General features: G+C 35.5%; 15 protein-coding genes. 13 read left to right on the top strand and 2 right to left on the bottom strand.

Features of this window, described 5'->3' with window-relative positions; translation table 11 throughout:
• The first annotated feature begins 7 nt into the window (after window positions 1–7).
• From F4694_RS11150 to F4694_RS11110, 9 genes are all read left to right on the top strand, one after another.
• Entirely contained in the window at window positions 8–994 is a 987-nt protein-coding gene (locus tag F4694_RS11150) for a lipoate--protein ligase (RefSeq protein ID WP_179597816.1), read from the top strand.
• A 217-nt stretch (window positions 995–1,211) separates the two neighbouring features.
• Window positions 1,212–1,946 (top strand): YheC/YheD family protein, encoded by a 735-nt coding sequence (locus F4694_RS11145; protein WP_179597814.1) that lies wholly within the window; start codon window positions 1,212–1,214, stop codon window positions 1,944–1,946.
• 104 nt (window positions 1,947–2,050) lie between these two features.
• Window positions 2,051–4,336, top strand: a complete 2,286-nt coding sequence (locus F4694_RS11140) for a YheC/YheD family endospore coat-associated protein (protein WP_179597812.1) — start codon at window positions 2,051–2,053, stop codon at window positions 4,334–4,336.
• Between the two features lie 71 nt (window positions 4,337–4,407).
• The gene (locus F4694_RS11135) at window positions 4,408–5,484 is read left to right on the top strand and encodes a YheC/YheD family endospore coat-associated protein (protein ID WP_179597809.1); all 1,077 of its coding nucleotides are present in this window, start codon (window positions 4,408–4,410) and stop codon (window positions 5,482–5,484) included.
• Between the two features lie 4 nt (window positions 5,485–5,488).
• A complete protein-coding gene (locus F4694_RS11130) occupies window positions 5,489–6,538 on the top strand; it encodes a YheC/YheD family protein (protein ID WP_179597807.1) in 1,050 nt (349 codons plus the stop codon).
• A 231-nt stretch (window positions 6,539–6,769) separates the two neighbouring features.
• Complete coding sequence (locus F4694_RS11125; protein WP_179597805.1) at window positions 6,770–8,326, top strand: fatty acid--CoA ligase family protein; 1,557 nt, start codon at window positions 6,770–6,772, stop codon at window positions 8,324–8,326.
• 109 nt (window positions 8,327–8,435) lie between these two features.
• Window positions 8,436–9,167 (top strand): AzlC family ABC transporter permease, encoded by a 732-nt coding sequence (locus tag F4694_RS11120; protein ID WP_179597803.1) that lies wholly within the window; start codon window positions 8,436–8,438, stop codon window positions 9,165–9,167.
• Window positions 9,157–9,465, top strand: a complete 309-nt coding sequence (locus F4694_RS11115; RefSeq protein WP_179597801.1) for an AzlD domain-containing protein — start codon at window positions 9,157–9,159, stop codon at window positions 9,463–9,465. Before F4694_RS11120 ends, F4694_RS11115 begins: the two co-directional genes overlap by 11 nt.
• Before the next feature lie 89 nt (window positions 9,466–9,554).
• On the top strand, window positions 9,555–10,823 hold the full coding sequence (locus F4694_RS11110) for a M48 family metallopeptidase (protein WP_179597799.1): 1,269 nt from the start codon (window positions 9,555–9,557) through the stop codon (window positions 10,821–10,823).
• Window positions 10,824–10,880: 57 nt separating this feature from the next.
• Here the strand turns inward: F4694_RS11110 and F4694_RS11105 are convergent, their stop codons facing one another.
• Entirely contained in the window at window positions 10,881–11,114 is a 234-nt protein-coding gene (locus F4694_RS11105; protein ID WP_179597797.1) for an IDEAL domain-containing protein, read from the bottom strand.
• Window positions 11,115–11,301: 187 nt separating this feature from the next.
• Between F4694_RS11105 and F4694_RS11100 the strand changes: the two genes are divergently transcribed.
• A complete protein-coding gene (locus F4694_RS11100; RefSeq protein WP_257029200.1) occupies window positions 11,302–11,874 on the top strand; it encodes a competence protein ComK in 573 nt (190 codons plus the stop codon).
• A gap of 4 nt (window positions 11,875–11,878) precedes the next feature.
• Here F4694_RS11100 and F4694_RS11095 read toward each other — a convergent pair whose 3' ends face one another.
• Window positions 11,879–12,244 carry a hypothetical protein gene (locus F4694_RS11095; RefSeq protein ID WP_179597793.1) on the bottom strand — a complete coding sequence of 122 codons (366 nt, stop codon included), beginning with the start codon at window positions 12,242–12,244 and terminating at the stop codon, window positions 11,879–11,881.
• A gap of 230 nt (window positions 12,245–12,474) precedes the next feature.
• Between F4694_RS11095 and F4694_RS11090 the strand changes: the two genes are divergently transcribed.
• From F4694_RS11090 to lepB, 3 genes are read left to right on the top strand one after another with little or no spacing between them, the layout of a single operon-like run.
• Entirely contained in the window at window positions 12,475–13,422 is a 948-nt protein-coding gene (locus F4694_RS11090; protein ID WP_179597791.1) for an LCP family protein, read from the top strand.
• 45 nt (window positions 13,423–13,467) lie between these two features.
• Window positions 13,468–14,121, top strand: coding sequence for a TVP38/TMEM64 family protein (locus F4694_RS11085; protein ID WP_179597789.1), 654 nt, complete (start codon window positions 13,468–13,470; stop codon window positions 14,119–14,121).
• A 2-nt stretch (window positions 14,122–14,123) separates the two neighbouring features.
• Entirely contained in the window at window positions 14,124–14,678 is a 555-nt protein-coding gene (lepB, locus tag F4694_RS11080; RefSeq protein ID WP_179597787.1) for a signal peptidase I, read from the top strand.
• The last annotated feature ends 24 nt before the right edge of the window (window positions 14,679–14,702 follow it).

Genomic DNA, 14,702 nt, shown 5'->3' with positions numbered 1-14,702 from the left:
AGGCCGTATGTTATTTATTGATAATAAGGGCATTACAGATCCAAGAATAAATCTTGCCATTGAAGAATATGCGTTAAAAAATCTCGATATCAATGATACGTATTTATTATTTTACATAAATGAGCCATCGATTATCATAGGAAAAAACCAAAATTCCGTTGAAGAAATTAATACAGAGTATGTTGAGAGTAATGGAATCCATGTCGTGCGTAGATTGTCTGGCGGGGGAGCGGTCTATCATGACCTAGGCAACCTTAACTATAGCTTCATCACAAAAGATGACGGCGATAGCTTTCATAATTTCCGTAAGTTTACAGAGCCAGTGATTGCTGCACTAAAGCAGATGGAGGTAAATGCAGAATTAAGCGGCAGAAACGATATTTTAGCTGAAGGCAGGAAAATATCCGGAAATGCCCAATTCTCGACGAAGGGAAGGATGTTTACCCATGGAACACTCCTATTCAATTCTGAAATGGAGCATATCGTCTCAGCCCTGCGAGTGAAAAAGGATAAAATTGAATCCAAGGGAATCAAGTCTGTCCGCAGCAGAGTGGCGAATATTTCAGAATTTTTGTCAGAGAAAATGACCATAGAAGAGTTTCGCTCCGCTTTGCTTAAGTTTATCTTTCAAGAGAAAGAAGTTACGGAGTATGTGCTTACCAATGAAGATTGGGAGAAAATCCACCAACTCTCCAAGGAACGCTACCAAAATTGGGATTGGAACTACGGCAAATCGCCGAAATTTAATCTTCAGCATTCACATCGGTTCCCAGTGGGGCAAATTGATGTCCGCTTAGATGTTGATAAGGGAGTCATTGAAAACTGTAAAATTTATGGCGACTTTTTTGGTGTGGGAGATGTAAGTGATATTGAAAATAAACTAAAGCATGTTCGCTACGATAAGAGCGAGTTAGAAGCTGCACTTAAAGATGTGGACACAATTTTTTATTTTGGAAATGTATCAAAAGAAGAATTTATCAACCTTATATATTAGAGTTTTGCACGGTGAATATTCACCGTGTATTTTTTTAGGCTTTCTAGTGGTTTACATAGATAAGGTATAAAACCTTCTGTGGGTTAATTTATTATTTCTATACTAGTTGATTAAAAGTCCATGCCTTCTCTTTTTCTCAGAATAAATTATTAGTCAATAAAAAATTAAAATGGGTAATTTTACGAGAAATTTGGCTTTTACTTAAAGGGGTAATAAAATGCGTGTTTCTGCTGGGAAATGGACAAAACATAAATTGATGTTGGAGAATGAAAGACTTGCATCCTTTTTGCCTGATACACAATATTTGGATAGAACTTCTCTAAATATCATGTTAGACAAGTATAATCAAATAATGGTAAAGCCTTGCAATGGTTTTCAGGGGAGAGGAATTATCCAAATCTCTTCATTATCAAATGAACAATTCGTGCTTCATATTGAAAGCAGTGAAACGTTGGTACACGGAAAAGAGAACATCTACGATTACTTAAAAGAGAATCACTTTCCAAGAAAAAGAAAGCGGTATATCGTTCAGCAAAGAATTCCACTTGCCACGATAAATAATAATCCATTTGATGTTCGTGTAATGGTACAAAGGAAAAAGGATTCATTAGAATGGGCAGTAACGGGTAAACTTGCAAGATTGGCAGCAAATAATTTTGTTGTTACTAATGTTGCAAAAGCAGTTTTATCAGTGGAAGATGCTATTGAAATATCACTGATAAACAATGAAAAAGTTAAAGATATTGTCGCTGATTTAGAGGAGGTTTCCTTGTTAATTGCGGGGCAATTATCAAATTCCTACTCCCAAAAACGTGTATATGGAATAGATCTTGGTATTGATTTGGAAGGGAAGGTCTGGATTATAGAAGCAAACCTAAGACCTGCTATTTCGATGTTCAAATATTTAAATGACGGCTCTTATGAAACCATTAAAGCTTTTAAAAGAGGATGAAAAATGGCTGAGTTTAACTTCTGCCCATACCTTTTAATGTGAATTGAATATAAATTATGGTAAAGGTCCTTATTACCTATTTATATTAGGAGGCGGAGGATAGGATGAATACGGTTGGTGTACTGCTTTCTAAAAGGGAATGGAGTAAGTTACTTAGCCAAAAAAACAAAAAGGACGAAATTTGGCATATTTATGCTAAGAAGGGTAGAGAGTTAGACCTTAAAATTCAATTCTTTACACTTGTTGATCTTTCTCTCGAGGGTTTAAAAACGCAGGCAATTGAATTTCAGAATAATTCAATGATAAAAATGGATATAATTGACATCCCGTCGATTATCTATAACCCCACAATGTTTTTTAAAAAAAAGAATATCAAAAAATTAAGGGAACTTTCTAACCACCCTAAAATTCAAGTCATTAATGAGCACCATATTATAAAGAAAAAAGAACTATCTGCATTAATGGATTCATATTTTGATATAAAAATAGATTTTGATGAAGAATACGAAGATGACGATTCTATATTCACCTTATATGTATTAGCTCAAAAAAAGTTAAATAATAAATGGAAATCCCCGCTTATGTACGCAAAAGATTCCAGCCAGAAATTATACTATCTAGAAGATGCCTCAATGGATGAATTATGGGAGTATAGCCAAAAGGTTTTAAATATCATTCACTATTATTACCCTGGAATTTTCGAGATTGGTATTGTATTTTCATTAAATAGTAATGGCTACTATTCCTTAAGTTCAACCTGTCCGATCAGTACCATTGTTAAAGACATTTATGAATGGAACGCTAAGATAGGTGAAAAAATATGCAAATTCCCATTTAAGGTTGCCAAGGAAATATTACAACAAAAGAATTCTCACGATGATAGCAGTAATCAATATAACGTTGCTTATCCACAATCAACCGAACTTTTATCAAGTCAATCTGAAGATAAAACGATCATGCAGTCTAATGAGGACAGTATTAATCTCTGGATTAAATTAAAGGAGTTTCAGGAAGAGGAAATGAGCCTGAAATTACCAATACTTGCGTCAAAATTAATTCCCAGTGACCAAATCTCCATCCAGTTTGGAATGAAAGAACTAACCTGTAAAATTGACTTTATGGAGAGGGATTTTCGGTTAGAGCAAAATTCATTTACCAATCCTGTAGAAGTGATTATCTCTAGTGCTCTTTTAGTGAAGCTGCATATCCCTATGGACTTGACATATCAGTTAAAGATATCAAACGATAAAGTAATAATTGGTCCAACCATTGGGCTGCTGCTGGGAGAAAACAATCAACTGTACAGTCCAGGCTATATGGAAAAGTACTCTGACCGTTTAATGGAATATGAGAAATTTGGAGGTTTAGTTTTTGCCTTTTCCACGCGTTCCATCGATTGGGAGGAAGAGATTGCCTATGGGATGCTGTATGATCCAACTCTTAAAGAGTGGAGATATGATGCTGTACCAATTCCAGCTGCCTTGTACCGTAGAAATTTTCATCAAAAACTTGATAGGATTAACCAGCTAATTGAAATGACAAATAAGAATTTATTCAATTCCCATTACTTTAAGAAATCCGATCTAATTTTATTAAAAGATGAAAAGGAAATTCGTAACCATGTTCCCGCCACACATCTGTTGAAAAAAATCGACGATTTAATTGAATTTATTCAGGATACGGAAAAGGTTATATTGAAGCCTGTCAACCTTTCACGAGGGAGAGGCATTTTCATTCTGGAAAAAAATCAAAAACATGATGATGGCTATATCTTATACGACCATCAAAATGATTTTATACTCCGGCATCTAATTCCTGATAACAAGGGATTAGAAGAAATATTAAAGAAGCTAAATATATTAAATAAGAAATATTTGTATCAGACGTACATTCCGCTTCTGAAAATAAACAATCGTCCTTTGGATGTGCGAGTAGTGATGCAAAAAAATGATATAAAAAGCTGGAAATGCTCTGGTATTGAATGCAGGGTTGCCGGTGAAAATGAGGTGTTAACCAATATTGCAAGAGGCGGAGAAGCAATGACCTTGGAGGAAGTAGTAATTGGATCAGGAATTAATCAATCTTACAATAAGATTTATGAGAGTATAATAAATCTTTGTCACAAGTTCTGTTTTTTAATCGATAGAAAAGACGAACACTATGCAGAATTTGGTTTAGATATCGGTCTTGATCAAGAGGGGTTTCCATGGATTATTGAGGCAAATATTTTTCCGAGTTTTAAAGGCTTTAAAGAAATGGACTATGAATTGTACTTGAAAATACGCACCCAGCCTATCTATTATGCTGTTCATTTACAAGGATTTTGCGTAAGTGAAAGTGAGGCAGGTAGTTCCTATGAAACATTTAGTAAAAAAAATTCCCATTCCTAATCCTATAATTCTCATCCTTTAAGTGCAGATTAGAATTAATAAAATTTACTGGAAAGAAGGAGATTAGGAAAATGAATACTCCAACCGTAGGAATATTAATAGGTGGGTTGATATATAGTCGAATTAAGAAAAACGGGTCTGATTTTGAGCCTATCAGTTTTTATGAAGAAGCCTGTATACAATATGGGCTGTCTCCTTGCTTTTTTCGATTAAAAGATATAACGCTTGAGACAAATCAAATTAATGCTTTAGTAAAAGGTGAAAAGGGAAAATATGAAATGAAGGTTATCACCATACCCAAAATTATTCATAATCGAGGACTTTTTTTTAGCAATGAATCAAAGTTAAAGATAAAGAGTCTTCAAAAAACCGGGGTCATTATTTTTAATGATAGGAATCGTTATGGAAAATGGGGTGTTCATGAAATTTTAATGAAAAATGAAGAATTGCAGCCCCATTTGCCTGAAACGAAACGAGCAAGTTCAAGGAATTTCATCGAAATGATGGATAAGTATAAAGAACTAATCATTAAGCCCAATAGTGGAAGTCTAGGCGGCGGGGTGGTTATGGTTGAAAAAAAAGATCGTGATCTTTGGGAAGTTCGATACCGTCAGAAGAGAGAGGCCTTTACTAACGAATGGCCAGAAATCATTCGTAAAAAGGTCTTAAATAAAAACTACATCATTCAGGAAAGAATTCCTCTTACAGAGTATCAAGGAAGCCCTTTCGATTTACGTGTTTCCGTCCAAAAAAATGGATTAGGAGAATGGCAGGTAACAGGTGTGGTCGGGAAAGTTGCTAAAATAGGAAATTATGTAACCAATGTTGCCAAGGGTGGTACCTGTAAAACGCTTAATGAACTATTAAACGAATATTCTGACTTGGACTTTAATGAAGTCTACCAATCCATTGAGGATTTTTCAATTAAAGCTGTAACTGAATTAAATAAGTATTTTCCTAACCTAGCGGATGTTGGGCTGGATATTGGTTTAACTTCTGAAGGTTTTCCCATGTTTATTGAATGTAATGGCCGCGATTTAAGATACTCATTTAAAATTGCCCAAATGCCTGAGGTATGGAAAGCAACATATACAACACCAATCAGTTATGCACGGTATCTTTTTGACTCTAAGATTGATGAGGAGTAAATTTATGAAGACTCGGGATGTGATTTATTTGCAAGGTATCGGTATGCTCCACTTCCGGGAAAATCCTGCAGATGTAAAAAAGGCGTATCCCTTTGCAGCCGTTGCGAAAATGGAGGGGATTCACTTTTTTTACTTTTCATTTAATAATGTGGACTTTGACAACATGAAGATTGATGGCTGGATGTATGAGGAAGGGAAGTGGATTCAAAAACAAGTAGATTTTCCTGCTGTTGTGATAAACAGTTGTAACCCAAAAACGGAGAACCAGACTAAAATATTAAAGAATTTAAAAAAATATGCCATTTTAACAAGCTTTCCTGTAGGGAACAAAATGAAAGTATACAAAAAAGTGAAAAAAGCAAAAGTGTTCGCCTCTTATCTAATTCCTTCCACTACTCTGCACAAGCCTGAAGAACTCATTTCATTTCTAAAAAATCAGCCGAGAGCCGTAATAAAACCTTTATCTGGAAATCATGGAAAAAAGGTGTTTTTTATTGAAAAAACGGAACAACAGTATAAAGTAACAGAAGAATTCAACACAATGTATATGAATGAAAAAGAACTTAACAGATACTTTCAGCCAATTATTACGGGACAAAAGTTTTTGATGCAGCCATTCATTGAATGTAAAACAAAAAATGGTCTTACGTATGATTTTAGATTACATGTTCAAAAAAATGGTGAAGGGAAATGGGAAATCAACTTGATCTATCCTAGAATAAGTGGTAATGCAAAAATGATTAGTAATATAAGCAGTGGCGGCTACCGCGGAGAATTAGCCTCCTTTTTAAAAGATGAATTTGGTGAGGAATCGAAAAAGGTCAAGGAAAGCCTTGAGGTTTTTGCTTTAACCTTTTCTGCTCATTTTGATACATTATATGAAAATTCCTTTGATGAGCTTGGTATAGATGTTGGTGTGGATGCAAACCAAAGACTGTGGATGTTTGAAGTGAATTGGAGACCAGGTTCAAAGAACAGGGAATTTGAAGTTGCCAAACGCCTTATTCCTTATTGTAAATATCTTATAAATAAAAATTGGAATACCTTAAAATGAAGCACAAGAATGCAGCATGCCCTTTAAAGTCATACAGATCCCCTTCTTATTACAGATGCGCGATAAAAGGTAAGTAGGAAGGGGATTTTGTTATGGATAATTATAGAGGTTGAAAATTGATAAATCTCGTAAAAGTTTTACTTGAATACTTAAATTTCTTTAAATATAATATATTTAGAAAATTTTTACGATTTAGTGAATGAGTATTCATTCACAAAAGGGAGGGAAATTATGAATTTATCAACTAGACTTCAGGAAACTGCTAAAAACGCAGCAGGCAAAACGGCCTATTATTTTATGGGACAATGTACTACATATGCTGAATTGGATGGGGCGATTACCAAATTCGCGTCCGGGCTTGAAAAGTTAGGAGTTAAACAAGGTGATCACGTTGCTTTGTTACTTGGGAACTCGCCTCATTTTGTCATTGGCTTATACGGGGCATTGAGGTTAGGAGCCACCGTTATTCCAGTTAATCCTATTTATACAGCAGATGAAATTGGTTACATTTTAAATAACGGTGATGTAAAACTTGTTGTTGCGCTAGATATGGCGATTCCATTAGCAGAAAAAGTCCATGCCTTCCTGCCTAAGGTAGAGAAGTTTGTATTCTGTGAAACTAGTGAAAATGGTATCTCTCAGCATAATGTTGAATCTCTCACACTTTACTCTAAAATGAAATCGTTTACAGAGGTGATTGCCTCTGGTGATCTCACCTACCAAGGCCCAGAGCTGAAAGATGATGACACAGCCATTATACTTTATACTTCGGGGACTACAGGGAAACCAAAAGGTGCGATGTTAACCCACAAAAATTTATATAGCAATGCCAGTGATGTAGGAGATTATTTAAGGATGAATGATCAAGACCGTGTCATCACTACCCTGCCTATGTTCCATGTATTCTGTTTAACGGTGGCTTTAAACGCACCATTATTAAGTGGAGCTACCTTGTTGATCGCTCCAAAGTTTAGTCCTAAGGAAATTTTTGAATTAGCAAAAGAGTATGAAGCGACGGTTTTTGCAGGGGTTCCAACGATGTATAATTTTTTATACCAATACCCTGAAGGCAATCCTGAAGATTTTAAATCTCTAAGATTATGTATATCTGGTGGTGCTTCATTACCTGTTGCCCTGCTTAATAACTTCGAGAGGAAATTCAATGTCCGGGTTTCTGAAGGTTATGGTCTATCAGAGGCTTCTCCAGTTACCTGCTTCAATCCACTGGACCGCCCGCGTAAAGCCGGTTCAATCGGAACTTCTATCCTTCATGTTGAAAACAAAATTGTCAATGAACTAGGAGAGGAACTACCAGTTGGGACCGTGGGTGAATTAATTGTATCTGGTCCGAATGTCATGAAAGGCTATTACAAAATGCCTGAAGAAACAGCTGCTGCCATACGTGATAGCTGGTTATATACAGGTGATTTGGCAAGAATGGATGAAGATGGATACTTTTACATCGTCGATAGAAAGAAAGATTTGATTATTGTCGGCGGTTTTAATGTCTATCCTCGTGAGGTGGAAGAAGTGCTGTATAATCATCCTGATGTAGTAGAAGCAGCGGTACTTGGTGTGCCAGATTCAAATCTCGGAGAAGCAGTTAAATGCTATGTTGTGAGCAAAAATCCGAATACGACTGAAGAGCAATTACTTGAGTATTGCAGAGAACATCTAGCCAAGTATAAAGTTCCTGCTTCCATTGATTTCTTGGAAGAACTTCCAAAGAATACAACAGGAAAAATATTAAGAAGAGCACTAAAAACTCAAATTTCTCAGACGGTTTAAAAACAATTGGCTAAAAGGGAAAACATGGCAGAATTATCGCCATGTTTTTTTTATTTCATTATTTTTAAAAATTTGATAAAATTTACTTTTGATTCAAGGGGGGATAAAGTTGTCTGATTTTGCAATTGGAAAAGAATCTACGGAGTTTAAAAAAGGATTACAGGCGGGGATCAGCATCGGTATTGGCTATTTTCCGATTGCTTTGACTTTTGGTCTTCTTGCCAAAACATCAGGACTATCTATTTATGAATCCGTATTAATGAGTATGATAGTATTTGCAGGGGCGTCACAATATATCTCGTTAAGCCTCCTGGCCTATGGGACAGGAATAGTTGAAATTGTTTTAACTACGTTCATTGTGAACATTCGTCATTTTTTAATGTCGACTTCTTTGAATGAAAAGTGTGAGGATGACCATCTTGGCAATAAAATGCTTTATTCTTTTGGGATTACCGATGAGACCTTTTCTGTTGTGGCGACGAGAGAAGGGACAGCGACTACCGGTTTTATGTTCGGAGTCAATTTATTGGCCTATTCTAGCTGGGTTATTTTTACTGGGATTGGGCATTTGATAGGGGCCAGTCTTCCACAAACATTACAAGAAAGTATGGGTGTAGCACTTTATGCCATGTTTATTGGACTCTTAGTTCCATCCTTGAAAAAAAGTGTGAAGGTGTTATTTCTAGCCTCCTTAGCTGCAATATTTAATACGATTTTTACCATAGGCGGTATTATGGCACAAGGATGGGCGATTGTTACCTCCACTATTTTATCGGCTGTTATGATTGAGCTGATTGAAGTGATAAAAGCAAGGCATTGGGGTGTAAAGCATGAAAAGTGAAATAGTATGGATGATTATTGGAATGGGATTAGTTACATATATACCAAGAATGCTTCCGTTTGTTTTGTTTAAAGGTTTGGAGCTGCCGCCATTTATCCAAGGTGTATTGAAAAATGTTCCTTACGCAACCCTTGGAGCATTAATTTTCCCTGCAATTATCTTTCTTCAAAAAGACGATATATGGTATGGAATCGCCGGTGCAGCTGCCGCATTTGGCGCTGCTTTCTTAGGGGCAAATGTCATTGTTGTTGTTCTTGGTTCTATCACAGTCCTTGCCCTATATTCATATTTTCTCTAAGTCGGTTTAACCCGGCTTTTTTTAGTTCTAAAAATAAACTTTATATCTAAACTAAGTATAGAGAGGTTGGACAAAAAGGGGGACAAAACATGGTTAGAAAAATGGGAGTCTATGCAGTTTTGGCCTATGTAATATATGGGTTGTTTTTTTATTGGTATTTATTTCACTTTGCAGACTCGAGCCTGCCCTTTGAATATCAAGGAACGAAAGCCGATCCTGCAACTTTTTTGAATGGCAGGGAATTAATGCTAAGTGAAGAGTATTCAAAAATAAGAAACTTGTTATTTTTTCTATCCACACCCTTTGAATGGCTTTTCTATTTTCTGATTTTATTATTTGGCTTTTCGAAGGCGTTTAAATCATGGGCAGAAAGTTCATCCAAGTATAAGTTGCTGCAAACGGCTATATACCTTATTTGGCTTTCATTTTTTGCATTTTTGGCTACATTGCCTCTTAGCTATATTAGTTACAACTTGTCAAAAACCTATAATATATCAACACAAACCTTTGCCTCCTGGATGAAGGAGGAGTTAATTGATTTTTGGATTAATTATGGGACTTTACTGATTATTGTGCCAGTCCTTTATTGGCTCATGAAAAAAAGTGTTAAACGTTGGTGGCTCTATGCTTGGATATTGTCTATACCTTTTACTTTGTTTATGATGTTTTTACAGCCAGTAATTATTGACCCGCTATATAATGATTTTTATCCTTTGAAAAATAAAGAATTGGAAACGAAAATATTAACGTTAGCAGATAAAGCGAAAATTCCTGCCGAACATGTTTTTGAAGTGAATATGTCCAAGGAGACGAATTCCTTAAATGCTTATGTATCAGGGATTGGCTCTAACGCAAGGATTGTACTATGGGATACCACCCTAAATAAATTATCAGATGATCAAATATTATTTATCATGGCCCATGAAATTTGTCATTATGTTGAAAATCATATTTACATTGGAATTGCTTTGTATGTATTGTTCTCGCTTTTTGGTTTGTATTTAACCTATCGAATAATGAATTGGATGGTTGTGCGTTATGGAAAAGAATTGAAAATACCAGATGTAAAAGACATTCGGTCTTTGCCGCTCTTTTTCATGATCATATCAATGCTACTGTTTGCATCCAGTCCTCTATCTAATCTAATTTCTCGATATGAGGAAACCAGGGCTGACAGATATGCGATTAATATGACTCAGAATCCTGAAGCTGCTATTACGTCTTTCCAGGAACTAACCCGTTCTGGCTTGACCCAAGTTAACCCGCCTTTACTAGTAAAGATATTCCGTTACAGTCATCCTTCTATGCTTGAGCGTATTTCAATGCTTGAGGAATTTGAAGTTCAACAACGAAAATAAAAAATGGGAAAGGAGAATTTTCTCCTTTCCCATTTTTTATTTTAAATAGTGTCGTGTCTACGTTCCAAATCGTTTGTTTATCTCAACTAATTGTTTTGATAAAAGATAAAAATTTTGTTTATCGCGATGGTCAATCGCACAGTCGATTTTTTTCAGCAGTTTTTCTCTTTCGACATTTAATTGAATTTCTGATAGAAGCATATCAATGTATAAATCTTGGACAAAGTTCTCTTTCCTTTGACGTTTCATGGCACCAATTTTCATTAATTCCGTGTATGATTTCTCATTCATCAAAATCACCTCTGATGCTTTTTAATATTATATGGGTTTATTTTGATAATATCAATAAATATTTATAATTTTCAGTTTTATTTTTCTGTAATAACTTTGTGAATAAATTCGCAACAATTCAGAGAAATCAATAAACGATTCAACAAAAGTGATATGATGGATAAAATTGCTAATGGAGTTGAAAAGATTGAAGCTAAAACAAATTAAAGAATATGAGGTAAATCCATTTACGATGTTCGTCAAACCCATCACGTATGGCAGTAAAATTTATTCGGAGATTTTCGAAGTAGAGGATGAATTTTTATCCCCCTTTAAACCACTCGATATTATAAGAAATAGTTGTGAATATTACGGGAGTGATTATGAAGGTCGTAGAAATGGTACAAAACAGTTAGTTGGTTATGCCCATAAGATTCCAATTGCAATTGATCCTACAAACCGCATTTTTTTCTTTCCTACCACTTCACCAAGCCGTCAAGAATGTATTTGGATTTCCCATGAACATGTAAAAGATTACGAACGAGTGAATCCCCAAGAAACGGTAATCCTTTTTAATAATAACCAGTCATATAAATTCCCTGTTTCATGCAGCTCAATCATCTCTCAACTAGAACGAACAGCTTACTTAAGAACGAAATTAATGCAAAGAATTGAATACAATGAAAAAAAGTCTTTTTATTTGTTACAACGGCCAAAGGCCATGGAGGCATCAGAAGATTCTTATCACTATGGTAAAAGGAAGGTTAAGGATAAACATTAAATTCTTAATGGGACAGGTGCTGTTTTTGAAAATAAAACTCCATTAATTCTTGAACTTTGTTGCGTATTCTTGGATTAAAGTAATTATGAGCTTCTTCATACCCTTTGTACAAGAACAAAAACATAGTAAAGGCATCGTCCCGTTTTGTTTCTATTACTTTTAGGTTATTCTTCTTCATATATCGTTTTACTTCGGCTAATTCCTTTTGAATACTTTTCATTGTTTCTTCAATTAGTTGTAAATAGGGTTTTTTTAATTTAAAAGGACTGTTTTCTACAACAGCTAAATCACGATTTAAGACAATTAATACCATAGGCAAATAGATGGCTTTCTCCATTATATTACGATCCTCATCTGGAATCCTGGTCATCCCATCATCCGCTCCTTTCTAAACTAATCAACAGAACATCCGTTCCTATTTTATCATACAAAAGTCTGATGGAAAACGCAATGCTTTAAAGATTGCGTTTTTTTGTTTGCAAAATTTGGTACTTGTATGAGAAAGTTTTTGATAGAAGGATATTTTCTAGGGGAAAATGAATTATATATAGACAGAATAAATTTGTCCTTAAAAATATGAAATAGATAGGTGAAGAAAGTATGAGATACGAAAAACATAGAAAAAGGAAAAAAAGAAAATCGACCTCTATAGTACTTGTCTTGTTGGTGCTGTTTGGTGCCACTGGAGGTTACGCATATTATCAGTATAAACAAGGAGTTAATCAATCATTAGAGAAAATTAATAATGATGAAAATAATGTTAACGAAGAAGTGTACACTTTTGAAGGAAAAAAGGACCAATATGGGGCCACAAATATCCTTTTATTAGGGAGCGATGCCAGAGAGGGCGAGAAAGCTTCGAGGGCCGATACTATTATGATTGCGCATTATAATGAGGATAAAGGAACTTATAAGCTTACGTCTATTATGAGAGACATTTATGTGAATATTCCTGGATATGGTAAGCATAAAATCAATTCTGCCTTTATGCGTGGCGGGCCAGAGCTGATGAGGAAAACAATTAAAGAAAACTTTGATATTGATTTACAGTATTTTGCGATAGTTGACTTTCAAGGTTTTGTGCAGTTAATTGATGAAGCATTTCCCCAGGGCGTAGAAATAAACGTCGAAAAAAAAATGTCAGCATACATTGATGTTCCACTAGAACCGGGGCTGCAAAGATTAAACGGGGAGCAAATGCTTAGCTTTGTACGATTTCGACATGATGCTATAGGTGACTTTGGCCGAGTTCAACGTCAGCAACAGGCACTTCAGGCTATTAGTGATCAGCTTTCGGGCATTCAAACGATCCCAAAACTCCCTAAATTAATAGGTGTGGTCACACCATATATCAACACAAACATGGATACAGGAGATATATTGTTTATGGCGAAAGACTTCTTTGCAAAAGATAGAGGAGATATTCAGACCTTTAGAATTCCTATTGAAAATGGATATAAAGATGCAAAAATAAAAGGGGAAGGTTCTGTTTTGGATTTGGATTTAGAGTTGAATAGGGAAGCTTTTCACGACTTTTTAACGCAATAATCTAACGCATTCAGCGCTCAATGTAATAAGGTAGGGAGCAATCATATGGACTTTGAAGGAATCAAGGCTTGGTTCACACTAGAAAATATAATGGACTTAATTCAAGAGTACCGGTCCTTTGGACCGATACCCGGTGTAGTGCTGCCCATGATTGAAGCATTTTTACCGTTTCTGCCGTTGGTTATTTTTGTAATGGCTAATGCCAGTGCTTTTGGGCTATGGCTGGGATTTTTATATTCTTGGCTGGGATCATGCCTGGGAGCACTGATGCTTTTTTTGCTCATCAGGAAGTACGGACAAAAGAGAGTTTTTTCTTTTCTATCAAAACACCCAAAAGTTCAAAAGTTAATGGACTGGGTGGATCGGCATGGTTTTGGACCGCTCTTTTTGCTCCTTTGTTTCCCATTTACTCCATCTGTTGTGGTAAATGTTGTAGCCGCTTTTTCGAAAATCAGTATTTACCAATACATGCTTGCTGTCGCAATTGGCAAAATGGTGATGATTTTTACTATCAGTTTTGTTGGATATGATCTTCAATCATTGATTACTCGGCCTTACCGTACTGGCATAGTTTTTCTAGTTATTTTTATTCTTTGGTATGTTGGAAAAAGAATTGAAGTAAGATTGAATAAGAGCATGGAAAATGACCATAATGAGGAGATAAATAGGGGTAAAGAGCTGAAGAAGAGGAGGAGTTAAAAGTGAATATTGAATGGAAAAAAGAGGGGATAGAATGGGTTAAAGCTTTTGCAATTGGAATTATTATTTTTGCTTTTATACGAACTTTTTTCTTTTCTAACTATGTTGTTGAGGGGGAGTCGATGATGCCTACTCTTCAGGATGGAAACAAATTAGTAGTTAATAAGCTGGGCTACCAAATCAGTGATTTGAGCCGTTTTGATGTCATCGTTTTCCATGCAAATGAGAAAGAGGATTTTGTCAAGCGAGTGATTGGTCTTCCAGGGGATAAGATTGAATTTAAAGATGACGAATTATTTATCAACGGACAAAAGTACAAGGAACCCTTTTTAAATGTATATAAGCAAGAAATACCGGGTGTCAAACTTACAGGAGATTTTAGTTTGAAAGAAATCACAGGTGAAAATACTGTACCAGAAGGAAAGTTATTTGTATTAGGGGATAATCGCTTAGGCAGCTGGGACAGCAGGCATTTTGGATTCATTTCAGTCAGCCAAGTGGTTGGAAAAGTCGACCTTCGTTACTGGCCGCTAAACGAAATGGATGTTCAATTTTAAATTAGAATAGATTAGAAACCTGAG

This window comes from Neobacillus driksii (assembly GCF_013409995.1).
In the GTDB taxonomy this organism is placed as follows: Bacteria; Bacillota; Bacilli; order Bacillales; family Cytobacillaceae; genus Neobacillus; species Neobacillus driksii.
The sequence above is the reverse complement of the archived record's forward strand: the minus strand, read 5'-3'. Positions and strand labels throughout refer to the sequence as shown.